This window comes from Ruegeria sp. BI12 (assembly GCF_056537985.1).
This window is the reverse complement of record NZ_JBQFSL010000002.1, coordinates 498,708-521,285: the sequence shown is the minus strand read 5'-3', so window position 1 is coordinate 521,285 and position 22,578 is coordinate 498,708. Positions and strand designations below refer to the sequence as shown.

The following is a 22,578-nucleotide window of genomic DNA, read 5'->3' as shown; positions in this document are numbered from 1 at the left end:
TTTGGGCTTGTTGTGGTGGTCGTTGAAAAAGGCCGCTGTGAAGGAGGACAGGTATGCTGCGAACACGACAATTTGGGTCTTTCTTAACCTGTGTGTTTGCAGCTGCTATCGCACTTTTACTAGCCGATCAGAGCATGGCTCAGTCAGAAACGACCGGGTCCGGGGCGTCGGTGGAAACTTCGGGATGGGCCAAGGTTCAAGAGATCCTGAACCACCGCTGCGTGGTGTGCCATAGTTGTTATGACGCACCCTGCCAACTAAAACTGACGTCGCCTGCCGGCTTGTTGCGAGGTGCGAGTAAAGAGGCGGTATACCACACCGAACGACTAGAAGATGCACAACCAACTCGGCTTGGCATTGACGCGCAAACAGTTGCCGGATGGCGGGCTCTTGGGTTTTACTCTGTTCTTCCGTCTTCCAAAGTGGCCGGCGAAGGTGGAACAGTGTTGGAACGTTACCTTCAGCTTGGTAGGCAAGCACCACTGACAGCTAACGCACCTGTCCCAACCGAACTTGGATTGTCGATTGATAGGCCACTGGCCTGCCCTACTACACAGGAATTCGATGCCTTTAGCACCGCAAACCCAAAAGCGGGAATGCCCTATGCAACAGCTCCGCTTAGCGACAATGAATACCAGGTACTAATGGCGTGGGTCCAAAACGGTGCGCCATTGCCATCGGGCGCACCGGAAATCCCCGAAGACACCCAAAATCAGATCGCGGCGTGGGAGGCTTTTCTGAACACCCCCGACCTGCGCCATCAATTGATGAGCAGGTATCTTTACGAGCATCTGTTCTTGGCGCGCCTCCACTTTCCAAACGGTAATCCAAGGCAGTTCTTTCAGCTTGTGCGGTCCGCCAGTCCACCAGGGGCAAAGATCGATATAATCGCAACACGCCGCCCTTTCGATGATCCCAGCGCAGAGCCATTCTACTATCGCCTGCAGCCATTCGAAGAGACGATCGTACACAAAGATCATCTGGTTTACAGTATCGGTCCGGATCGTCTGGCGCGATACCAACAGCTATTTCTGGATCCGGAGTGGTCTGTCGCTGAATTGCCAGCGTACGGAGAAGATGAAGGCGGCAACCCGTTCAGTACATTTGCCGTGATACCGGCCCGCAGCCGCTATCAGTTTCTTTTGGACGACGCGTTGTTTTTTGTACGCAGCTTTATCCGCGGCCCGGTTTGTCACGGCGAAACCGCAGTGGACGTGATCGAAGACCGGTTCTGGGTTAGCTTCCTTGATCCGGATGCCGATCTGTCCGTTACAGATCCCAGCTTTTTGGCCGAAGGGGCTTCCTTTCTTGAATTGCCCGTGGGCGAGTTAGACGGAAGGTTCTTGGGAGATATTCAGGGGATGTCCCACGAAAACCAGATCAAATATCTTGAGTTTCGGGATGCTCGATATGGCGACAGCGCAGCGCACAAAAAAGGGTTTGGATATGATGCGATCTGGGATGGCGGGGGCACCAACCCTCAAGCCTTAATTACCGTGTTCCGTCACTTCGACAACGCCTCTGCTATGACCGGGTTTCACGGCGGCATCCCCGAAACCGGATGGGTCATCGATTTTCCGGTTTTCGAGCGTATCTACTATGACCTTGTTGCCGGTTACGACGTCTTCGGCCGTGTTGAACATCAGCTTTCAACTCGTTTGTACATGGACGAGTTGCGGATGGAGAGTGAAGACAACTTTCTGAACTTCATGCCACGTGGCGATAGACAAAAGATGCACAAAACCTGGTACCAAGGAGCGCTGGCCGAATTGCACACCTATTGGCACCGGCGGCGCGTCGATGACAGCTTTCCGACTGGCATTAGTTTTGAAACAGACACACCTAAGCAAGAGTTTCTTTTGGAACTTCTCAATCGCGGCAGCGGTCTTTGGGCCACCGAGGACCCAATCAACAGATGCAACGAGGACGACTGCCCGAGTGGCAATTCAGCGCTAGATGGCGACCTGCGCGAACTTGCGAACCAAACTGGCGAATGGGTCAATTATCTGCCTGATGTATCCCTGCTTTTGGTGGAAAACGATGACGGTTCCACAGCCCTATTTTCGCTGCTCCACGACAAGGCCCACTACAATGTGGCGTTCCTGTTCGAAGAAAAAGATCGCAGGAACCCACAAGCCGACGTGCTTACCATCCTGCCGGGCGTGATCGGAAGCTATACGAATTTTTTCTTTCGGCTGCGACAAGACGAAGTGGCGTCATTTGCAAACGACCTCAAATCAGTGCGGTCACAGGTGGAATGGGTCGATTTCGTAGCATCTTATGGGCTGCGCCGGACAAGTCCGGACTTCTGGAAAACAAGCGATAAAGTGATGGCCATGTTTCTGACAAGCAACCCTGTTCAAGCAGGAGTGCTCGACCTGAACCGCTACAAAGATCCGCGATCCGATAGTGATCCCGAAAACAACTAAGTTGAACCATTGAAACTTACGCTCGGACCCGTACGCTCAACACGCCATTGCTTTGCAGCACTGATACGTTGTTGAGCTGAGTGTGCTGGGACCCACAGCAACACAACGCGTATGGCAAGGGTAGATAAACTGCCCTGCCCCTGTCGGTCGGACGACTGGGTCTACTTGTGGGTTGTTGCACCGTGATAACTGCTGACCGCTGGCGTTCCCTGGGAAGGGAATATCACCGTGAAAGTGTCGTTTTGCTGGACCTTCCCTATATACCCGCTCATTTCATAGTCTGTTGTCATACGACCAGTGACCGTCACAACGCCCTCTTCTTCTCGAGTACCCAGCACTTTGAAAGCCAAACCTGTTTCTTTGTATCCCGTAAAGTAATGTTGATACTCTTCAGGTATTTTAGCATCGATGTATTGCTTCAGATCTTTGGCGCTGTAGGCAATCGTTTCTTCAGGGTAGGCTTTTCCAAAATTAAAAGCGTTTAACGCATTGGCATCGGGCAAGAACATATCGATTGCCGCGTCATATTTTTCATTGATCATATTAGTATAAAACGCTTCGACCAACGACCGGGACTGCGTGAGGCTACCGCCATAAACTGCAGTATCAGCAAGCACAGCGCAAACGGTCGATGCAGCCAGTTTTACAGAGACCACTATGGCCTCTTTTATTTTCTTTGATGACAACAAAAAGGAAATAGGAACTGCATCGGCCATTGGCAAACAGCAGAAAACCTTACTTATGTTTCGAGCAGAGGCGGAACGCGGATCCAACCGCGCAGGTGAATAGCGGAACGTCGGGGTAGCGGTCAGTGCTTTACTTTTCACCCGTGAGGTAACCGATAAGGCGCTTTAGGCTCAGCGCAATATCTTCGGCGGTGATTGGCGTTCCGGCTATGCTTTGCTGGATGTAGTACCGATAAGCGCCATCCAGCATCAAATAGATTTCTACACCACGCACATCGTTGACGGCGAATTTACTTCCGAGTTCGTCACAAGTTGCGACAAACCGAGCCTCGACGTCAGCAACCCTCTGCCTGAGCAGGCTATCGAACATAGCCTGATTGCGAATGTCATACCAAAGCCTGTGCAGATGGGCATAGTTGATGATCGAATGGGCAAACAGCTCAATATAGGCGCTACGCGCCTCATTCGGGCTTATATCTGCATCAAGAATCTCGTTTAGCTGTGAAATAAAACGATCGACCGACAGATCGACGCAATACAACAGCAATCCCTCTTTCTCAGGAAAGTAATATTGTATCTTGCCCAGCGAAACGCCGGTCGATGCTGCAATATCCCGCAAAGTGATGTTTGCGTATCCGGCCCGCGCAATTGTTGTGATCGCGTTCTCTGCCAGTTCGCGACGCTTCTGTTCTCGGTTCCTGTCGCGCTGTTTGGCACGATTCTCTGTCACATCTTTTGTCATCTGCCTCTCTTAGCGCGATTCCCGCAGAATGTGAGTAGGAGCCTGGTGGTGTGGGAACTGGTTCAAAGTACTGAAAATGCGCAGTTTGCCACGAAAGAAAATTGCAATTCATACGTACAATACAAACGTATTGAAAAGATGTCATCCATGTGCAACAAATAATTGTCATAACCGACAAACAAGCCGGCCAAAAGCGAGCAGTAGGCGCAAATCGATGATCAATCCAGCGTACATCAGGATCATTGGCAGGGAACAAGCACGACGACTTGGCCCCAAGTGCTCGGGCTCGCCAGGAGGCGGCCGAGCACAATCAAGCACAACGCTCACCAAAGTCATCTAAGCAACGGGGAGGTGTCAGCCCAGAACTACTCGCACCGCAATAACTATACCGAAAACCCGGCCTAAGACTGGGTTGCAATAAACATCAGGGACAATGAAAAAACGCGCAATCGGCCAGTTCGCCGAACCAATTGGTATTGCCTGTCGCCTGTTAGCCCACTTATGGGGCGCAGCCGGGCATTCAGAAGGACGACACACTCCAAAGTCGCATGTAATTGCGACGTCTTCGCTTCGCGCGCCTCCCTACTGCAACACAAACAGCACCAAAAGCCGGATGGGCATCCATTTGGAAACACGTTTTCGATGGCTGTTCGACCATGCGCCTCACACGGCGCTTTCAACAGACCGATGCGCCCAATTGCGCCGCGGACACATGAAATCCCCTCGGCACAAGCAAAAGACTAAAGCCGGGGAAAGGGAGGGAAGAATGAAGAAAATTGCAACACTAGCATTGGGCGCGGGCTTGATTTCAGGCCCGGTACTTGCGGGCGGGATCGAAGGTTTCCCGTCCGTAAACCGGTTCCTATTTGAAGAAGGCCGCTACGTCGAAATCACAGGGGGTTGGGCTGACTCAAAAACAGAAGGCACTGAATTCGGCCAGCCGACTGGAGACGTCACACCCAGCATAAGCGGCCTGTCCTTAGCCTACAAACAGGACATCGGCGACAAGTGGGCAGTGGCAATTCATGGCTTTAACTCGATCAACTATAAATTGCTTTACCCTTCAGGAACAAGCGCCCCGTCCGCGGGCACCAACGTTCGGTATCGTGGCACCGAAGTCGCCCTGATGGCGCGGTATAAATTCAATGAAAACTTCAGCGCCTTTGCCGGCGTAAGATTTGAAAAAATAAACGACTTTAGCGGCGCACTGATCAATCCTTCTCTCAGCTACTCACTGGATTCCGAGGGGGATTTCAACCCCGGTTTCCTTGTCGGCGCTGCCTATGAGATCCCGTCTCTCGCGTTTCGCGCTGACCTGACCTATTACTCGGAAATCGATCACGATCTGGACGGTGTCGAACAACTCCAACCCCTTTCACCTTCTGACGTGACCACGCAATTGAGCACACCGCAGACCGTCGCGCTGAACGTTCAAAGTGCAATCAGCGGCCCTTGGGGCGCCTTCGGATCGATCCGATGGAGGAATTGGGATGACGTCGCTGTAGAGTCTCCGGTTCTTGGCGGCCCGCTTGCGGAATTTGCGGAAAACTCGATCGACTACCAGATCGGCGTCGGTTACCTGCTGAATCCAAAATGGTACTTCTACGGCATCCTTTCGCGGTCGCAACCCGAAGGCGGGTTCGTTGGCTTTGACTATGAAGGCGGTGGCAAGGGCATCACTCTGGGCGCCGTACACTCAATTGGTCAGACCCGAATTCTGGTGGATGTCACGTATGGTACGCTTGGCGATGTGAACGAACCAGACGCCGGCCTGCGGATTCGGGATGTTTCCGGCACCGCCGTGCGTGTGAGCCTATCGCACAATTTCTGAACATGAACCCGACCGCAAACGCGGTCGGGTTTGGCGCACTGCTTTGCAAATGGTCGCTGCTCTATGTCCGATTTGTCGGCGACCATCTGCTTCCCATACGAGTTTGCTCGGCGGCGTTTCCTAACACCTTTGACAAAAAACGATCCTTATGATCTGTGTTTAGTGATCGATCACTTACTGCCTTGCTGAAAAAATGTTTCGGAGGAGAAGATGAACACCAATACCGAAAACCCATCAGTCAGCATGCAGCTGTTTTATGGCGCAGGTGGCATTGCCAACGGCATCCTGTCGAACGGGCTGAGCTTCTTCCTGCTGATCTATTACAACCTCGTCGTCGGGCTTCCAGCCGAGACCGTCGGTTTCGCGCTTTTTGTTGCGCTGATGTTCGACGCAGTGTCCGATCCCGTTGTTGGCTATCTTTCCGACAACACGCGTTCTCGTGCGGGCAAGCGCCACCCGTTCATCTACGCTGCGATTATCCCGGTCTCCTTCCTTTTTTGGTTCATCTGGAATCCGCCTGCGTCTCTGACATCAGAATCCCAACTGTTCTGGTTCCTTTTGATCACAACGATCCTTCTGCGGATGGCGATGACGTTCTTTGACGTACCCCATAACGCGATGGTGCCAGAGTTGACCAAGAACTATGGCGGGCGAACTATGTTGTCCGGCCTCAAGGTTTCGGTCACCTGGATTGCAGGTCAGATCATGGTCATTGCGATGTATGTGGTCTGGTTAGTTCCAACCGACACGATGCCTTACGGCATCCTCAACCAGGCAGGTTATCAGCAGGCCGGGCTTGTCGGGGCCATCCTCATAGCACTGGCGATCGCTATCACCGCCTTTGGAACGCGCCATTGGCAGAGCAGAATGCTGGATATATCGCACGAGGCGACCTACAGCACATCCGGGTTTTTCAAACAGTTTCTAGCGGCCTTCAAGTTGCCGGCATTACGTGCGATCTTTGTCAGCTCGGCCATATTCGCCGTGGGCGCCGGCATCGGAGCCGCCTTGTGGACTTATCTGACCTCATTCTTCTGGGAGCTTAACAATGATCAGATATCTCTGATCCTGTTGGCAAACCTGATCGGCGCCGTGATCGCAGGTGTCACCTTGAAGCCCATTGCGCGCTCCAGCGACAAGAAATCCAGCGCGATTTACCTGTCTATCCTTTCGGCAATCGTGGGCGTCGCACCTTATGTGCTACGCGAAATCGGGTTTTTCCCCTCGAACGGTACCGAGCTTTTGGTCTGGTTGCTGTTTGTCCACGGCATTCTGCAAATCATCCTGATTGTCTGGACCACGTCTCTGTTGACGTCGATGACGGCGGATGTTGTCGAACTGGGGATCAGCCAGAACGGGTTTCAAAACGAGGGGATCATCACGTCGGTCATCACATTCGTGCTCAAGGCCGGTACGGCAGGCGGCTTGGCGACCTCGGGAATATTCCTGGCATATGTTGGTTTTCCAGAGACGCCCGATCAATCGAACCTTACTGCCGAGGTTACTCGCGCGCTGGGGTGGAACTATGCCTGCCTGAGCCTTGCAATATACCTGACCTCAATTGTGGCGTTGATGTTCTACCGATTGGACAAGGCTCAGTTCGACCAGCTTCAGGCTGCCCATGACTAATCATTCGGCTCATCGTCATTTCGGCCTGTACCGCAGCTGCTCTGCATTGGCAGGCCACAACGTCACCTAACCCCTTCAACGCCATGCAGTCTGGTGAAGCACAGATTTACTTTCGTCGCGCTCACTTTGGATGCAGGCACAAACCCTAAAGAAAAACAGAGAAGTTCAATGCAATACCTCAAATCTCATCCCTTTTCCTGGATCATTTTCCTGTGTCTGCTGTTGGCAACATGGTTTCAGGTCTACTCAATCTGGGGATTGCTGTTCATGTGGTGGGCCGTTTCATCTTTCATGACCGGTCAGGCCTTTTTGATTGAGACAATCGACAGTCAGGAAAACCCGCCGCTCTTCTACGTCATTACGATCATGTGGTTCGCCTTCGGGCTGCTTTACGTCGTGCAGGATCTGGCATGGCGTCTGTTCGGAATTTACATCGGTTAACTGTTCAGGAGAAACCCAATGATCAAGTCTGCATTCATAGCCAACCTCATAGCGCTTACGGCATCCCAGGTTGCGGCGGGGGACATTCAGATAGATATCTCAGGCGTCGACGCCGGGCGCGGAGGTGTCATCCACGTTCTGGCTTTTGACGACAAGACGGCATTTGACCAAAGCCAGATGGCAAAAATCGTGGGCTACGCGAAAATCCCCGCAACAGGTGGCTCGGTTTCGGGAACGCTTAAGAACCAGAAACCCGGCCAGCTTGCAATCATGATCCACCATGATCAAAACGACAACGGCCAGTTCGAAATGAAGGGGCCAATCCCGCAAGAAGGATGGGCGTATTCCAAGGGCGCTGGCGTCAGATCGCTGCCCGCGTTTGAAGACGCGGCTATCGAATACGATGGCAGTAACTCGTCGGTAGATTTGAAAATGAACTACGCCAACTAACGCAGCTTCAGATGTGTGACCCCAACTGCCCCGGAAACGGGGCATTTTTTTAACAACCCGGGCCTTTCAGGTTGAAATAACGCGATCAGATTTTAAATTGTCTATTAAGACAATTAATATTTGTTTCAACCATCCTTGCCAGCTCTGAAGGACCGCTATCCGCCATGCAGACATCTCTGAAAGACACCAGTCGATTTTTGATGCAAGCCACACTTGGGGCAGATCAGAAGCTGCTTCAGCAGGTCCACCAAATCGGCGTGGAGCGATGGTTGGACGATCAGCTCAACGCTCCGATCGGAAACAAAGGGCCATTCGAAAAATCCACCCGCAAGATTTGGAAAAACTTCCGAAAACGACTGAAACGCGCGCATGGTGAAGAGTCGATCAATGGCGACGGCAATAACCCTGCCCTACCTTATAAATGGTATTTCCGTATGGCTTGGTGGAACCACACCCTAACGCAGCGCGAAGACCTTCTGCGCCAGCGTGTTGCGCAGGCCCTGTCCGAGGTTCTGGTCATCTCGGACGCGTCATCACTGGAGCTCGATGCCATCGGGATGGCGAACTATTACGACCTGCTCTACAAACACGCGTTTGGAAGTTATTCGGACCTTTTGTATGATGTGTCGATGCATCCGATGATGGGTATCTACCTATCCCATATGACCAACCAGAAAGCAGACAAGTCCAAGAATATCCATCCTGACGAAAACTATGCGCGTGAGATCATGCAGCTGTTTTCGATTGGCTTGTTCGAGCTAAACGCCGATGGCACGGAAAAACTGGATGCCGGGGGGAACCCGATCCCGACTTATGACAACCGCGACATCAAGGAATTGGCGCGCGTTTTCACCGGCTTGTTGCCTGCAGCATATCAATACGAGTGGAACACATCGTTCTGGGAAAACAGCTATAACGGCTATCCCGTCCAGTTCGATGACGGAGTCGAAAAGGCCTATAAGACTGTGCCGTTCATCGATGCTACGAAGCCGATGATCGTGGAAGAGGCCTATCATGACCGCGGCGCAAAGTCATTGCTGAACGGCCGATTGACCCTGCCCGGCGATCAGCCCGGCGCAAATGAAATTCGCTCGACCATTAATCAATTGGTTGCCCATCCAACAACCGCGCCATTTATTGCGATCCACCTGATCAACCGGCTTGTCACGTCCAACCCCTCGCCCGCCTATGTCGAGGCGGTGTCCCGGGCCTTTGGTCCAAACGGGGATCTGAAAGGCGCGGTTCGCGCAATTCTGACCTACACGCTGACCAATGAGGTCGCCAGCAACCGATTATCGTCGGCGTACAAAACCCCGGAAAAGACTGTGCAATCCCAAAAGCTGAAATCGCCATTGCACCGTGTTACGCAGGTTTTGCTTGCGTTTGGAGTGCACAACCAGACCGGCAGGTTGTGGCTGTTGGGGGATGACATTCAAGAAGCGTTGCAGATGCACCCACTGTCCGCGCCCACAGTTTTCAATTTCTACAAACCGGAATTCACTCCGCACGGCGCGTTGCAGAAAATGGGTCTGCGCGCGCCAGAGTTCGAACTGCACACAGCCGCGACCTCTGTCGCTTATATCAACAACATCTACTACTGGTTCTTTGGCGGCTACCTGCCGCTGGTTTCCACCGAGATCGGTTCGGGTCGCGAGCAGATGATGGTCATGGAATTCGACCCCGACACATTATGGGCCGATACCCAGAATGCGCTGCGCTTCGACCTAAGCGAAGAGATCAAAATCGCACAAAACCGAGGCCGTCATGATGAGCTGATCGACCGAATTTCGGTTCTGTTGACCGGTCGAACCGATGCCAACATGCGCAAACGGATCAAGCAGGCATATGCGCAGTATTCGGGCAATCCCGAATGGGTGGTGCAGACTATCGCTTTCATGATCGCCGTTTCCCCAGAATTCAACGTGCAGGAGGCCTGAGCCCATGCTGACCAGATCTTTCACACGCCGGAAGTTTTTGGCCTCGACCGGGGTCGCCGCAACTGGCGCAATGATGGGTGCCGCCCTGCCCGGCTTGGCGAAGGCTAGCACAGGAATGATCAAACCCGCCCGAAAAGCGCTTGTTTTCGTGATGTTGGACGGCGGCAATGACAGCTTCAACATGCTGGTGCCAAATGACAAAATCGCGCACAGCCAATACTCGGAAACGCGGGCAAATTTGGCCCTGTCACGGGGTGAGTTGCTGGACTTGAATACCCCCGAAGACAAACTGGGCCGCAGCTTTGGCCTGCACCCTTCAATGCCCGAGATGGCCGATCTGTTCAACCAAGGGCGCCTCTCCTTTGTTGCCAATGTCGGCCCTTTGGTCGAACATGTGCGCAAAGAGCAAATCTATGACGGCTCAGCAGCACTCCCCTTGGGTTTGCTGAGCCATGCAGATCAGTTCAAGCACTGGCAAACCTCGCGCCCAGATCTGCGGGTCAACGACGGTTGGTTCGGATTTTTCGCCGATGACTTGCAGCCCTCGAAATCGGCACATGAAATCGGAATGAACATCTCTTTGGCAGGAAACAACATTGCCCAGAACGGCAAGATCGACCTGCCGTACGCAATCACTGAAAAGGGCAGCGTCGGCCTTTACCTGAAAGAAGAGAAAAGCCCGCTCAACGACTTGTTGCTGGATAGCTTCAATCGGATGATGAATGCTGACCAAAACGGTGATCCATTCCGCGAGACATATCTGAACCTGACCCGCGACGCGCAATCCAAGCACGAGACGTTCAAATCAGCGACCCGCGAAATAAAGGTACCCAGGTCCTTCCCGCCCTCGGACCTTGCGCAACAACTGCGCATGGTTGCCAAGACCATTGCTGCCTCGGACCGACTAGGCCACGAACAGCAGACGTTCTTTGTGCGCTATATCGGCTGGGACCATCATGATGAGTTGCTAACGACCCATGCCCGCATGCTGCGCGTGTTGTCCGAAGCGCTCGGCACCTTTCAGGCAACGCTTGACGACATGGGGTTGGCCGATCGTGTCGTGACATTCACTGGATCAGATTTCGGCCGGACGCTGACGTCAAATGGCAATGGTACAGATCATGGCTGGGGCGGCAACACCCTGGTTATGGGCAACCCTGTCAAAGGTGGGCAAATTCTGGGGGACTACCCCGAACTTGGTCTGGCTGGCGACAACGCTCTGGATGTGGGCGACGGAGTATTGATCCCCACAACCTCGACCGATCAGCTCTATGCCGACCTGTCCCTTTGGTTTGGCGTTCAGCCTTCGGCACTGAACACTCTGTTCCCAAATCTCAGCAGATTTTCTGATGTCGCTGGCGGAGAAAGGCTTGGGCTTTTCATCTAGGCACTACAAACTAATGTCCCAGGCGAGTTGATGGGATGGTGGCTTTGCGTCTAAATAGATTGTCTATATTGACAGTATACTAGCAATAAGGTACTTTGAAAACTCTGTTTCAACGCAAGGGTAATCGCATGGGCCGCCCCTCGGTACAAGACCAACGTAAAAAAGAAGTCCTCGATGCATTTATGACATGCGTCGTACTGTACGGTGTCGAAGGGGCCACGCTTGAACATATCGCCGCGCAGGCCGGACTGAAGCGACCTCTGATCCGCCACCACCTGGGCAACCGCAAAGCTATGGTTTTAGCACTGGGTGAGCATATCGCCGATACACTCACCAATCAGAGCGAAGCACTGCGCGCGGCACTGACCAATCACCCCGGCGTCCGGAGCCTGATTGAAGCCTTGTTCAACTCAGACGGCGAATTGGATTCACGGGTCAACATTTGTTACCAGGCGCTGGTGAATTCAATTGAGAACTACCCAGAACTTCGTAAGCCATTGCTGGATTCGATGGAGGCCTTTTATAAGGTCGCTATAGACATCGTTCTTGCCTCGCACCCAAAAACCGACAAACAAGCCTGTGAGATCGTCGCACACGGTATCGTCAACCTCTTTGTCACCACGGATGCGTTCATTCCGCTCAAACCGCCGAAGACATGGGCTTATTCTTCCTATTTCGCCGCGTTGAAACTGGCTGAAACGCTGGAAGATAAATCCTGATCGCTACGGCCCAACCCATAACAAGTTCAATCGTAACTGACCGCAAGTTTGTCAGTTGTCGCAACGGCTTGGCAGGACAGTACGGCGCCCTTTGCGATTTCGCCATCATCCAATGCCGTGCGTGCCCGCATATGGACCGATCCCTTCTTTAGCTGGCACCGGCAGGCGCCACAGACGCCGGATTGACAGGAATAAGGTGGTTCCATCCCTGCCTGCTGGGCAGCCTGTAAGATCGTCTGACCTGACGTCATCTGAACTGATTGACGCTGACCGTTCAGTATTATGTCCAAAGTGGCGTCAACACCCTTGACGCTGTCGTCGGTATCTTGTGCCCCCCCATAACTTTCCATGTGAACCCGATTGGCAGGCACATCCAACGACATAAGCGCGTCTTTAACCGATTTGTTCATGCCGCCCGGACCACAGATGTAGTACTGAGCATTTTGGGCGTAAGGCGGATTTTCGGAGATCAGCGCCTCAATTGCATCCTTGTCGACGATACCCCTGCGCCAATAGTCGAAACTGGACCACATCGAGGGTTTGGACAGGATGTGATGCGCTGTCAGGCGCTCAGCATAGGCCAGCTGGTATTCGGCAAACTCATCTTTGAACAGGATACTATCCGCCTTCACATTGCCATAAGCCAGATGCGCGACCGACCACGGCTCGGCCAAAAGCACGGATTGAAGCATGGAGTGCAGCGGGGTAATGCCGCTGCCCGCGCCAAAGAAGTAATGTGTGCGCCGCTCTGTCGGGTCGGTATCAAGACAAAAACTGCCGAAGGGTGGCATCACATCAATCACATCGCCCGGCTGCACCGTGTCATTGATGTGGTTGCTGATAAGCCCCTTTTTGACTCGTTTGACCGTGATGCGTAGCGGATCGCCCGAAACAGGAGAGGACGAGATCGAATAACTTCTACGCACCTCTTCGCCTTTGATCGAAAAGCGAAGGGTCAGGTGCTGACCCGCGCGCCAGACGAACTCTTGCGCGAGATGCGGAGGCACGTCGAACATGATGGATTTCGCTTGCCCGCCGATCTCATCGCGCGTTTTAAGTACCTTAAGCGGGTGAAATTCTCTGTTCATAAGAGCCTCCGATACTCGTGCCATGCGAATGGCCGGAATGTGTGACGATACCCAATGTAAGCCAGGCGTATTGAAACGAACGTATTAAGCATTGGCACCCTGACGCGTTGCCGGCGTGTTGATCCGTTCGGTGATTTCGGACAAGCGGGCGAGGCTTTGCAGGACCATCGGCAACACCACTACCGATTGCACAAACTCGAACGAATAGGTGACAACGGAAAAGATCTGCCCGGCAGTCACCCCGCCTTGCGTCGACGCAAACCACAGGTTGAAAGCAAGCATACTGAGCAAGACAGCGAAAATCGCGCCGAAGACCAGTGCGTCGGAATCCGACAACCGTACTTCATGCGCGCGCATTCTGAAGAAGTGCTGACTGATCTTTTTCAGATCCATGCTTTGCAGCGCGGTCACCTGTCTTTCGGCCTGGTGGTTCAACAAACCGTTCAACCGGAAAAAACGGCGCGAAAACAAGGTGAAGATGATCAGGATAAGAACCGCAGCAGTCCCGGCGGCGGCGGCGAGCGCCCCGTGAAATGACATCAGAACGCCGACGGAAATCAGAACTTGCACAGCTGCACCCATTGAATCAGGGGCCTCACTTTCAAGAAAATCAACCAACTCGCGTGCCATCAGTACGCGCGCATTCAGTACCGAGACCTCCCGCCCCGCATCCCGTTTGGCCTGCGCCGCGCTCAATTCGACCCGGATTGTGCCATAAGCCCGTGTGTCGTAAATGCGCCGCAGCGTCGACACCACCAATAGTGCGGCCATAGTAATTCCGAAATGGACGAACGACGTGTAATCCCCCTGTGATAGCCCGTCGATTGAATACCCTATCAATAACGGCAGCAGGGCAAACAAAGCTGTCTCTACCAGCGTCAAACCCCAGGTCGTTGCGATTTTTATGCGGAAGATCCGCAGCAGGGTCGCAATCGACAACCGGTCATCCGGGTCGATCATTTTTCCTGCAACCAATCGCGGACGACCCTTTGGTGCTGAACCACTGGGCTTTCTCCGACTGCGGCTGGACCAACCTCAAAGTAAGGAGAAGTCAGCGATTTCTGTTGCTGTTCACAAGCATAGACGTCCTCTTGCGTGAAGTCGCCCGAGGCCATTGGATCGTCTTCGTCATAGGCATCATCACCCTCATATTTTCCCTTGATGCCAAAATTGTTCCAAAACGAGGCCGACCGGCTGGCCTGTTTCGTGAATTCCCAGCCGGAGGCGTTGGCGACCCTTGTCCGATTCAGAATTCGCGTCCTGTCTGGCCCAAGCGGGGTGATGATAAAGACGTTCCACACGTCCTCCGAAGCACCAATTCCCACTCCGGGAAACAACATCGGCACCCACGCGCCATTCTGATCTTCGGGGACGACCCGCGGCATCTGAAGTTTTTTATTCTGGTCTTTGGCGAACTCTTCGACCGGTGGCTCCCAAAAGATGTAGTGAGGCCCGTACCAGCCGTATTGCGCCTTGGCGTGGTCATACATCTGCAACGTGTTCGAGTGCAGGTGACTCAGATGATAAACGTCAATGTAGTTCTCGACGACGATCTTCCAGTTGGCTTTGATCTCATAGGTGTTGGATGTGTCCTCGTGCTCCACCAGTTCTTCTGGCACGTGCGGCCCGACTTTGTCGTCTACTTCGCCAAACCATTTCATGATCGAGCCCGCGTTTGGGTCAGGATGCACAAACAACATTCCCTTCCAGATATCCACCGAAGCAGGTTTCAGACCAAGGCAGGATTTGTCGACGGACTCATACTCTCGATGCTCATCCGGGACCGAGATCAGGTTGCCCTCCAGATCATAGGTCCAGTCGTGATAAGGGCAGGTCAGCGCTTTTTGGGTCTTGCCCACCGCGCGGATTAATTGGGTGCCCCGATGCCTGCATATGTTGTGGAAGGCCCTAAGTCTGCGATCACGGCCCATGACAATAAACAGGTTGTTCAACCCCGCCTGAACTGACAGGTAATGACCCGGCTCAGGCACATCCTCCATAAATCCCGCAAAACGCCACGTTTTAGAGAAAATCTCACGTTGTTCACGGTCGAACCACTCTTGCGACGTGTACGCTTCTGCGGGCAATTCATGGTACATTTGCGGCATGCTGTCCCCTCTTTGGGCCGTAGTGTTCACGGTTGGCAAGCTGATCAATTTGACCTCGGCAATTGTGCCTAACACCTGCCGGATCTTACGTTGCTTCGAAGCGAAATAGGCAAACAGATGCATACTGTCAACAGTGACAATCTAAAAAACGCAGCCTCAGCACCAGTCTTCGCAAATAACGGTTAATAAGTTTTCTTGAAAAAACCGCAAATGACTGCAAGATACTGAGGCAATTTATGAGCAGAACGCATAGATGGTTACGCCGCGACGCCTTTTCCCTTCAATCTCATCCCTGCGCGCGCTCGAAGCGCTGGACCGGTTAGGCTCAGCCTCTGCGGTAGCTGATGAGCTTTCCCTGACCCAAAGCGCCGTCAGCAGGCAATTGCAGACACTGGAAGCGCAATTAGGGATCGATCTTATCCGTCGGGACCGCAAACGCCTGCTGCTGACGCCGGTTGCACAGGAATACGTATCCGAGGTTCGGCAAGGTCTGAACCAAATCGCCCAAGCCTCGTTAAAGCTGCACGTGGCGCCCGTTGGTGGAACCTTGAACCTTGCGATCCTGCCCACGTTCGGAATGCGGTGGTTGGTGCCCAGATTGCCCGAATTTGCCCGCATGCACCCGGATATTACGATCAACATGTCGACCCGCCTGCGGCCGTTCAGCTTTACTTCAGAACCTTTCGATGCTGCGCTGCACTTTGGCGAACCCGACTGGCCCGGTACAGATCGGCTTTTGCTGCGGATGGAAAGTGTATTACCGGTTTGCGCCCCATCTTTGCTGCCCAAGGGTGCCCCAACATCGCCAAAAGATCTGCTGAAACTACCATTGCTACACATCCAGACGCGGCCCCACGCCTGGCAAGAGTGGTTCAGCCACATGGGAACAAATCATCCCGACGCGCTGCCCGGAACAATTTACGATCAGTACACAACGATCAATCAGGCGGCGGTTCACGGCCTCGGCGTTGCGTTGCTGCCCAACTATTTGATCGAGCAGGACCTCGCGACCGGTAAATTGATCGCGGCCTTCCCGGACGCTGTAGAGATGATGGGCGCCTACTATCTGGTATGGCCAAAAACTAAATCGGATGACCCATCGCTGCGCAGCTTTCGGCACTGGCTGTCCACACAGGCCCAAACCGAAGACGACCTGCCGCGTTGATCGCGTCAAATCTGCCAGACTGAGCAACCACAACGTTTCTGTCAACAGCACTGCCGCTCGCTTCAATTCGGCGCGCCAACCGGGCGACGTATAAAGCGTGGCCCAAGAATCCAAGGACAGGAAGATCGTCGAAATGCCTTGTGCGACGGCCCTCACCTGGTCTGACGCAGCATCTGGTGACACGCGACCAAGGAATTTCTCAAGAACCGCCACAAAGTGCGCCAGTACATCCAGCAGCGGCCTTGCTAGTTCGGGATGGTCTGCCGCAGATGCGGGCAATCCCTGCCAAGCAGCAGCAAGACGCGGATCGATCTCTTCACCTTCGGCAAACAGATTGTCTAACAACTGATCGCCAGTCTCCATCTGTAAAAGGTGAAGATCCAGCTCCGATGTCAGATCGTTGAACGCGTTTGCGACATGCTGATTTAGCGCCGCGATCATTTGGTCACGATTGCCAAGATAGTGCCGCAGCAAAGGCCGCTTCAAACCGGCCTCGGCGGCAACACGCTCCTGGGTGGCGCCGTCTAACCCGTGCCGGGCGACGCAGGTCATAGAGGCATCTAGGATTTCTGCTGACGTTGCGGTTTTAAGCTCGTACGAGGCATGGCATTTCCAATCTTTTTTGGCTCAGGAAATGAGCCCAAAACATTTCTGACGTATCGCTGTAATTGCAGCGGGCTTTGACCAATCAGAAAGAAAAGTGAACGATCACTTTTGATTGACAAACGCCATATTTCAAATTATCTGTCAACTTTGACAATTTTAAACTCAGTAGCCACTTGTGAGATTTTACATGCAACAGCCAAACCAAATGCCAGAAGTCGCCACGCAGGAATTGCCCGCCGAAGCTTACACATCGGATGAATGGCTGGCGCAGGAGAACCAGAAGCTGTTCTCGCGCAGTTGGGTTTATGCTGGCATCGAGGCAAAGGTTGCCAACGCGGGTGATTACATGACGGCCAAGGCAGGGCACTTTACCCTGGTCGTAATCCGCGGGAACGACGGTGAGCTGCGCGCGTTCCACAACATTTGCCGCCATCGCGGAACCGAATTGTTGGATCGCGGCTGCGGAAATGCCGGAAAGACGATCGTGTGCCCCTATCATTCGTGGACTTTTGGCCTGGATGGCGCGCTTCGAGGTATCCCTGACCAGAAAGCCTGCTTCCCGGACATCGACAAAAAAGAAAATGGCTTGCACAGGGCATCGGTCGCGACGTTCAAAGGGCTGGTTTTCGTCAACCCAGAACCAGATCAGGACCTGTCCGATTGGCTCAGCGGGTTGGAAGATGTCGTCTGGCCGCACGACATCAACAGCCCTGAGCTTATATCTTACGGTGAACCCGTTACCTATGAAATGCAGTGCAACTGGAAAGTATTCTTTGAGAACGCGATTGACGGATACCATCTGGCCTATTTGCACAAGAACACACTGGGCGGCCCGACCCAGGATAAAAATGTCTGGGACCCCTACGGCGACAATCAAGTCTGGTATTCGACCGAGAATGAAACCGTACGTTCGCGTGTTCCAAACTTCGTATCGACGCGCATGGATAAGTGGAACGCGAAGAAGATCCCGCATGCGGAAAAAGAAGGCTATGGCGGTGTATACATGTTGTTCCCGACGACCCTTATCGTAGCAAGCCCATGGTCCTTCTCGATATCTGTGATGGAACCGATAAGCGCCGGTGTAACGCGCCTGCATGCTTATGTCTGGGCGGCGAAATCGTGGATGTCCAGCCGTGGATCCGTCAAGGATATCCCCGGCTATGACAAGGTATCCGGCATGGTCAAAAGTTCGCACTGGAAGGTGCATCCGCTGGAAACTCAGGATTTCCAGACTGAGGATGTCTATGTCGTCGAGAAAATGCAGCGCTCACTAATGTCGCCGAAATATGCGGTGGGAAAAATGGCCGCTGGTGCGGGCGCCGAGTCTCCGCTGACTTACTTCCAGAAATCCGTGCTGCGCCACATGGAACCGTAGGTCCAAACATGGCTGGCGTCTGGGCTTCACCTTGCCCGGTCGCCTGCCAAAACAGATGACCAATTCACCCGCTGCCGAGCGCAAGAACGACGAGGCTTGACCGCATTACATGGCTCAAGCCTCAAATATATTTCCCCAAGTATTCCCCCTGATCACGAGCATTTGGTCAGGTAAGTTGCTCAGGCGGCACCGCTTTGATTATCACAACTGCAAATCTCAATGATTTCTCGCTTTTGAATTTTGCCGGTCGGTCCTTTGGGCAGCGAGTCCCAGATCTCGATATCTTTCGGGATCTTGAAGTTGGCAATCTTGCCACGGCAATATTCGCGCAACTCTGCGCCGCTGACGGCCGTATCCAAATTCAGGGTTACAACGGCATGAATCCGATCCCCCCATTTCGGATCGGGCAGACCAAAAACACTGACTTCGTCGACAGCATCATGCTCGGCCAGACAGTTTTCAACTTCAACCGGGAACACATTGTAACCACCGGACTTGATGCGGAACTTGGCCCGATCCTTGAGGTGAACAAACCCCTCGTCATCGATCACCGCGATATCCCCGGTGTGCAGCCAGCCATCCCGCACGGTTTCCGAATACTCAACCGCCTGGTTCCAATAGCCTGGTATGACATAGGGCGAATTAATCAGCAGCTCACCCGCCTCACCCCTGGGAAGGTCATTGCCCTGGTCATCCACAACACGGACATCGACGTAATAGAGTGGCCGACCCGCACTTTCCAAGCAGTTATGTCCGTCCTTCAACGCGCGCTCGTGGTCAGTTGCTGTCAGCATCATGCCCATGCCCATCAGTTCCGTCGTGCCGAACATTTGCAGAAATTTGCACCCGAAAGCCTTGAGTGCGTCACGCACCGTGGCAGGAGGAATTGGCGCGGAACCATAGCCCAGCTGACGGATCGACGAGCAATTGTATTGCGTGATCAGGCCGGATGACAGCAGATCGTTCAGCATCGTCGGCACCAGAACGCAGATCGTCGCTTGTTCGCGATCGATAAGCTTAAGCGCTGTTTCGGCATTCCATTCGCTGACAATCGCGCATTTCGTGCCGTGGAACATGTTACGCAGCAGGTGAATGATCGGAACGCCCGATGCCGGCATCGCATGGAGCCAGACATCGTCCGGGCCCGCGCCTTCCGTCAGTGCGATTACGCCCATCGACTCGATCATCAACCCGTGAGGATAGATCGCGCCTTTCGGCAAACCGGTTGAACCCGTGGTGTAGCAGATCATCAACTGTTCATGCGGGGTATGAGTGAAAGCGCCGCTACCAGTCGCAGCGGCGATCAGAGATTCATAATCCTGCCGCAGCTTGTGCTGGCTACCAACGCCGACCAGAACCGGCTGACGCTTACTGAAGGTCAGCGCCTCTTGGGCGATTTCTACCTTCGTGTCCTGAACGAACAAAACATCCACACCGGCATCATCGATCAGCGCGCCGATTTCGCGGGGGGCAAGGCGGTAGTTTAAACCGACCCGGATCGCACCAGCCTTGGCACAAGCGCCTATGGTTTCCACAACTTCAATGCAGTCGGGCAGGATAACGCCAACCCGATCACCCTTACGAATATCCAGCGATCGCAAAGCATGCGCCAGGGCGTTCGTACGCTGACCCAACTCTCGCCAACTGCGACGGCGATCCAGTTCTACATAGGCTTCCAGATCCCCAAAACGGTCTGCGTTTCGGTCGATCAACTGTCCAAGCGTGGGCATTGGTGTCTCCTCCCGGGCATCATCACGGCAAATCTCAGCTGCGTGATTGTCTTTTATTGGCGGCATAAAGCGTTCGGATTAAGATGAAATTTCCCCTTACCCCTCCTTCAACTCTCCAGCGGCGTGAGTTTGTGAAATCCCTTGCGCCCGTATATGAGCGCTGATTTTTCCGGGTTCAGGTGAACTTCTTTTACCATGCCGAAGAACACGGCATGTGTCTTCGTGTTGGCCCAGTTGTCGACCACACACTCAAAGGAAACGACGGCTTCCTTCAATACAGGCAGACCCAGATCACCGTCGATCCATGTCCCGGCCGCATTGAATTGTTTTTCCTTGTCCATTTTCGAAGAAAAGGCACCGACGACTTCGGTCATGTCATCGGGTATGAGGTTCACGGCGAAGTTTCGGCTATCCATCACGACGCCATATGTTCGCGCTGTCCGGTTGATGCAGACCAATAAGGCCGGTGGATCGGCGGTTAGTGAGCACACAGCCGTCGCAGCCATCCCGGCGCGCGATTCCTCGAATTTCGATGTGATGATGGTTGTCGAAGCCGCCAGCAACTGCATGCCGGTCTTGAACCTGTCTTCTGTGGTCAGGGCCATACTGCGCTCTTGCTTATTAGTGAACGATCACTTACCTTTCATATCACAGGGCCAATGTCAATGCAGACTTCGCAGCCCTGCGACGAAAACGCGAAACCCAGCCCTTGTCACAAAGGGGGCAAAAAGGGCACGCAGACCAACAGGAAAACGGTTGCATACAGCAGAACCAACCGTAGGAGACGCATAGTGAACCAGCATAACCCAAACACCGCCGAGGGCCTCTCGACGCTTTTGGAAACTCAGAAAACGCACCGGGTCCAGCACGGCGCGCCGAATGCGACGGAACGCAAGGATCGCATCACACGACTGATCGATTTGGTACTCGATAATCGCGATACCATCGCTGACGCAATCTCGGCCGATTTTGGGAACCGGTCGCAGCATGAAACTATTGCTGCGGATATTGTTGGAACGGCAAAGCAGCTCAAATATGCGCGGGACCACCTTGACCAATGGATGCGACCAGAGAAGGCCAAAATCGAGTTTCCCCTGGGATTGCTGGGCGCGCGCGGTCGCATTCACTATCAACCGCTGGGCGTTGTTGGGATTGTAAGCCCCTGGAACTTTCCAATCTTTCTGGCCATCGGCCCTATGGCCGAAGCCTTTGCTGCCGGCAACTCGGTCATGTTGAAACCATCGGAATTCACACCCCGCACATCCGACCTTTTGAAGTCGCTGATCGAGGCAAGTTTTGCACCGCACGAGGCCGTGGTCACGACCGGCGGCGTCGAAGTCGCACAGGCGTTTACTGCTTTACCCTTTGATCACCTGCTATTTACGGGAGCCAGCACTATTGGCCCGCACGTCCTGCGCGCCGCAGCCGAGCACATGGTACCAACGACGCTGGAACTTGGCGGCAAGAACCCCACCATCATCGCCCCAAGCGCGGATATGAACCTTACTGTTGCTCGGATTGCGGCAGGTAAAGTTTTCAACGCAGGCCAGGTCTGTCTTGCTCCGGACTATGTCCTTGTCCCGCGTGCAAAAATGGAAGAATTCGCCACAGCGCTTGAGGCAAAACTGTCCGAGATCTACCCAACCCTGTCTGGCAACGCGGACGTCACTCACATCGTGACCGATCGCCAATTCGACCGCCTCAAGGGTCTTGTGGATCAGGCGCGCTCAACTGGGGCGCGGGTTGTTCAGGTAAATCCCGCCAATGAAGACCTGTCGTCCACGAACGAGAAGATCTTGCCGCCGACTTTGATTGTCGACGCTGACCCCGCACTGGATGTCATGCAAGACGAAATCTTCGGGCCAATCCTGCCGATCATTCCCTATGACACGCTGGATCAGGCCATCGCCTTTGCGAACGCCCGCCCGCGCCCTCTGGCCGCTTATGTCTTCGCCAAAGACGTGGATGAGCAGCAGCGCGTGATGGAAGATACCATCTCCGGCGGGGCATGCATAAACGATACGATCATGCATTCGACCCAGAACACCCTGCCATTTGGCGGCGTTGGAAACAGTGGCATGGGTGCCTATCATGGTCTACACGGCTTCAAACGCTTCAGCCACGCAAAGGCCGTTTACAAGCAGATCAATATGGACGGCGTCTTTAGGGCCATTCGCCCGCCCTATGGCGCAAAATTCTTCAAGACAATGGCGCCGTTCCTGAAAAAGTAATCAGCTGCAGCGACAAAGAAGGGA

Annotated in this window: 18 protein-coding genes and 1 pseudogene; 11 read left to right on the top strand and 8 right to left on the bottom strand. The window is 53.7% G+C overall.

Annotated features, from left to right (window positions below):
• The first annotated feature begins 53 nt into the window (after positions 1 to 53).
• Complete coding sequence (locus ACR0AK_RS15610) at positions 54 to 2,429, top strand: fatty acid cis/trans isomerase (RefSeq protein ID WP_480793999.1); 2,376 nt, start codon at positions 54 to 56, stop codon at positions 2,427 to 2,429.
• A 161-nt stretch (positions 2,430 to 2,590) separates the two neighbouring features.
• Here ACR0AK_RS15610 and ACR0AK_RS15605 read toward each other — a convergent pair whose 3' ends face one another.
• Both ACR0AK_RS15605 and ACR0AK_RS15600 read right to left on the bottom strand, forming a co-directional pair.
• Positions 2,591 to 3,145, bottom strand: a complete 555-nt coding sequence (locus ACR0AK_RS15605; RefSeq protein WP_480793998.1) for a hypothetical protein — start codon at positions 3,143 to 3,145, stop codon at positions 2,591 to 2,593.
• A 100-nt stretch (positions 3,146 to 3,245) separates the two neighbouring features.
• Complete coding sequence (locus ACR0AK_RS15600; protein ID WP_480793997.1) at positions 3,246 to 3,845, bottom strand: TetR/AcrR family transcriptional regulator; 600 nt, start codon at positions 3,843 to 3,845, stop codon at positions 3,246 to 3,248.
• A 778-nt stretch (positions 3,846 to 4,623) separates the two neighbouring features.
• Between ACR0AK_RS15600 and ACR0AK_RS15595 the strand changes: the two genes are divergently transcribed.
• The 7 genes from ACR0AK_RS15595 (at position 4,624) to ACR0AK_RS15565 (ending at position 12,251) form a co-directional block, all read left to right on the top strand.
• Positions 4,624 to 5,688 carry a hypothetical protein gene (locus ACR0AK_RS15595; protein ID WP_480793996.1) on the top strand — a complete coding sequence of 355 codons (1,065 nt, stop codon included), beginning with the start codon at positions 4,624 to 4,626 and terminating at the stop codon, positions 5,686 to 5,688.
• Between the two features lie 210 nt (positions 5,689 to 5,898).
• A complete protein-coding gene (locus ACR0AK_RS15590; RefSeq protein WP_480793995.1) occupies positions 5,899 to 7,317 on the top strand; it encodes an MFS transporter in 1,419 nt (472 codons plus the stop codon).
• 168 nt (positions 7,318 to 7,485) lie between these two features.
• A complete protein-coding gene (locus tag ACR0AK_RS15585) occupies positions 7,486 to 7,758 on the top strand; it encodes a hypothetical protein (protein ID WP_480793994.1) in 273 nt (90 codons plus the stop codon).
• An 18-nt stretch (positions 7,759 to 7,776) separates the two neighbouring features.
• Positions 7,777 to 8,208 carry a DUF2141 domain-containing protein gene (locus ACR0AK_RS15580; RefSeq protein ID WP_480793993.1) on the top strand — a complete coding sequence of 144 codons (432 nt, stop codon included), beginning with the start codon at positions 7,777 to 7,779 and terminating at the stop codon, positions 8,206 to 8,208.
• Between the two features lie 200 nt (positions 8,209 to 8,408).
• The gene (locus ACR0AK_RS15575) at positions 8,409 to 10,145 is read left to right on the top strand and encodes a DUF1800 family protein (RefSeq protein WP_480793992.1); all 1,737 of its coding nucleotides are present in this window, start codon (positions 8,409 to 8,411) and stop codon (positions 10,143 to 10,145) included.
• Between the two features lie 4 nt (positions 10,146 to 10,149).
• A complete protein-coding gene (locus tag ACR0AK_RS15570; RefSeq protein WP_480793991.1) occupies positions 10,150 to 11,532 on the top strand; it encodes a DUF1501 domain-containing protein in 1,383 nt (460 codons plus the stop codon).
• A gap of 128 nt (positions 11,533 to 11,660) precedes the next feature.
• The gene (locus tag ACR0AK_RS15565) at positions 11,661 to 12,251 is read left to right on the top strand and encodes a TetR/AcrR family transcriptional regulator (RefSeq protein WP_480793990.1); all 591 of its coding nucleotides are present in this window, start codon (positions 11,661 to 11,663) and stop codon (positions 12,249 to 12,251) included.
• Between the two features lie 26 nt (positions 12,252 to 12,277).
• Here the strand turns inward: ACR0AK_RS15565 and ACR0AK_RS15560 are convergent, their stop codons facing one another.
• The 3 genes from ACR0AK_RS15560 to ACR0AK_RS15550 form a co-directional block, all read right to left on the bottom strand.
• Complete coding sequence (locus ACR0AK_RS15560) at positions 12,278 to 13,339, bottom strand: 2Fe-2S iron-sulfur cluster-binding protein (protein ID WP_480793989.1); 1,062 nt, start codon at positions 13,337 to 13,339, stop codon at positions 12,278 to 12,280.
• 84 nt (positions 13,340 to 13,423) lie between these two features.
• On the bottom strand, positions 13,424 to 14,299 hold the full coding sequence (locus ACR0AK_RS15555; RefSeq protein ID WP_480793988.1) for an ABC transporter six-transmembrane domain-containing protein: 876 nt from the start codon (positions 14,297 to 14,299) through the stop codon (positions 13,424 to 13,426).
• Positions 14,296 to 15,447 (bottom strand): aromatic ring-hydroxylating oxygenase subunit alpha, encoded by a 1,152-nt coding sequence (locus ACR0AK_RS15550; RefSeq protein ID WP_480793987.1) that lies wholly within the window; start codon positions 15,445 to 15,447, stop codon positions 14,296 to 14,298. Before ACR0AK_RS15550 ends, ACR0AK_RS15555 begins: the two co-directional genes overlap by 4 nt.
• 253 nt (positions 15,448 to 15,700) lie before the next feature.
• Here ACR0AK_RS15550 and ACR0AK_RS15545 point away from each other — a divergent pair, with 253 nt between their 5' ends.
• Complete coding sequence (locus tag ACR0AK_RS15545; RefSeq protein ID WP_480793986.1) at positions 15,701 to 16,612, top strand: LysR family transcriptional regulator; 912 nt, start codon at positions 15,701 to 15,703, stop codon at positions 16,610 to 16,612.
• A 438-nt stretch (positions 16,613 to 17,050) separates the two neighbouring features.
• On the opposite strand, the pseudogene ACR0AK_RS15540 reads toward ACR0AK_RS15545, so the two are convergent.
• Positions 17,051 to 17,179 (bottom strand): annotated as a pseudogene (locus ACR0AK_RS15540) (TetR family transcriptional regulator); the annotation flags it as partial.
• A gap of 226 nt (positions 17,180 to 17,405) precedes the next feature.
• On the opposite strand from ACR0AK_RS15540, the gene ACR0AK_RS15535 reads away from it, so the two are divergent.
• The gene (locus ACR0AK_RS15535; protein WP_480793985.1) at positions 17,406 to 18,593 is read left to right on the top strand and encodes an aromatic ring-hydroxylating oxygenase subunit alpha; all 1,188 of its coding nucleotides are present in this window, start codon (positions 17,406 to 17,408) and stop codon (positions 18,591 to 18,593) included.
• Between the two features lie 179 nt (positions 18,594 to 18,772).
• Here the strand turns inward: ACR0AK_RS15535 and ACR0AK_RS15530 are convergent, their stop codons facing one another.
• Positions 18,773 to 20,323, bottom strand: a complete 1,551-nt coding sequence (locus ACR0AK_RS15530; protein WP_480793984.1) for a class I adenylate-forming enzyme family protein — start codon at positions 20,321 to 20,323, stop codon at positions 18,773 to 18,775.
• A 107-nt stretch (positions 20,324 to 20,430) separates the two neighbouring features.
• The gene (locus tag ACR0AK_RS15525; RefSeq protein ID WP_480793983.1) at positions 20,431 to 20,928 is read right to left on the bottom strand and encodes a flavin reductase family protein; all 498 of its coding nucleotides are present in this window, start codon (positions 20,926 to 20,928) and stop codon (positions 20,431 to 20,433) included.
• 186 nt (positions 20,929 to 21,114) lie between these two features.
• Between ACR0AK_RS15525 and ACR0AK_RS15520 the strand changes: the two genes are divergently transcribed.
• Entirely contained in the window at positions 21,115 to 22,554 is a 1,440-nt protein-coding gene (locus ACR0AK_RS15520; RefSeq protein ID WP_480793982.1) for a coniferyl aldehyde dehydrogenase, read from the top strand.
• The last annotated feature ends 24 nt before the right edge of the window (positions 22,555 to 22,578 follow it).

Coding starts and splice junctions, on each gene's coding strand:
- ACR0AK_RS15550 (WP_480793987.1), bottom strand. CDS start 15,447: ATGCCGCAAATGTACCATGAATTGCCCGCAGAAGCGTACACGTCGCAA.
- ACR0AK_RS15555 (WP_480793988.1), bottom strand. CDS start 14,299: ATGATCGACCCGGATGACCGGTTGTCGATTGCGACCCTGCTGCGGATC.
- ACR0AK_RS15585 (WP_480793994.1), top strand. CDS start 7,486: ATGCAATACCTCAAATCTCATCCCTTTTCCTGGATCATTTTCCTGTGT.
- ACR0AK_RS15575 (WP_480793992.1), top strand. CDS start 8,409: ATGCAAGCCACACTTGGGGCAGATCAGAAGCTGCTTCAGCAGGTCCAC.
- ACR0AK_RS15525 (WP_480793983.1), bottom strand. CDS start 20,928: ATGGCCCTGACCACAGAAGACAGGTTCAAGACCGGCATGCAGTTGCTG.
- ACR0AK_RS15605 (WP_480793998.1), bottom strand. CDS start 3,145: ATGGCCGATGCAGTTCCTATTTCCTTTTTGTTGTCATCAAAGAAAATA.
- ACR0AK_RS15545 (WP_480793986.1), top strand. CDS start 15,701: ATGGTTACGCCGCGACGCCTTTTCCCTTCAATCTCATCCCTGCGCGCG.
- ACR0AK_RS15565 (WP_480793990.1), top strand. CDS start 11,661: ATGGGCCGCCCCTCGGTACAAGACCAACGTAAAAAAGAAGTCCTCGAT.
- ACR0AK_RS15560 (WP_480793989.1), bottom strand. CDS start 13,339: ATGAACAGAGAATTTCACCCGCTTAAGGTACTTAAAACGCGCGATGAG.
- ACR0AK_RS15530 (WP_480793984.1), bottom strand. CDS start 20,323: ATGCCCACGCTTGGACAGTTGATCGACCGAAACGCAGACCGTTTTGGG.
- ACR0AK_RS15570 (WP_480793991.1), top strand. CDS start 10,150: ATGCTGACCAGATCTTTCACACGCCGGAAGTTTTTGGCCTCGACCGGG.
- ACR0AK_RS15580 (WP_480793993.1), top strand. CDS start 7,777: ATGATCAAGTCTGCATTCATAGCCAACCTCATAGCGCTTACGGCATCC.
- ACR0AK_RS15590 (WP_480793995.1), top strand. CDS start 5,899: ATGAACACCAATACCGAAAACCCATCAGTCAGCATGCAGCTGTTTTAT.
- ACR0AK_RS15595 (WP_480793996.1), top strand. CDS start 4,624: ATGAAGAAAATTGCAACACTAGCATTGGGCGCGGGCTTGATTTCAGGC.
- ACR0AK_RS15535 (WP_480793985.1), top strand. CDS start 17,406: ATGCAACAGCCAAACCAAATGCCAGAAGTCGCCACGCAGGAATTGCCC.
- ACR0AK_RS15610 (WP_480793999.1), top strand. CDS start 54: ATGCTGCGAACACGACAATTTGGGTCTTTCTTAACCTGTGTGTTTGCA.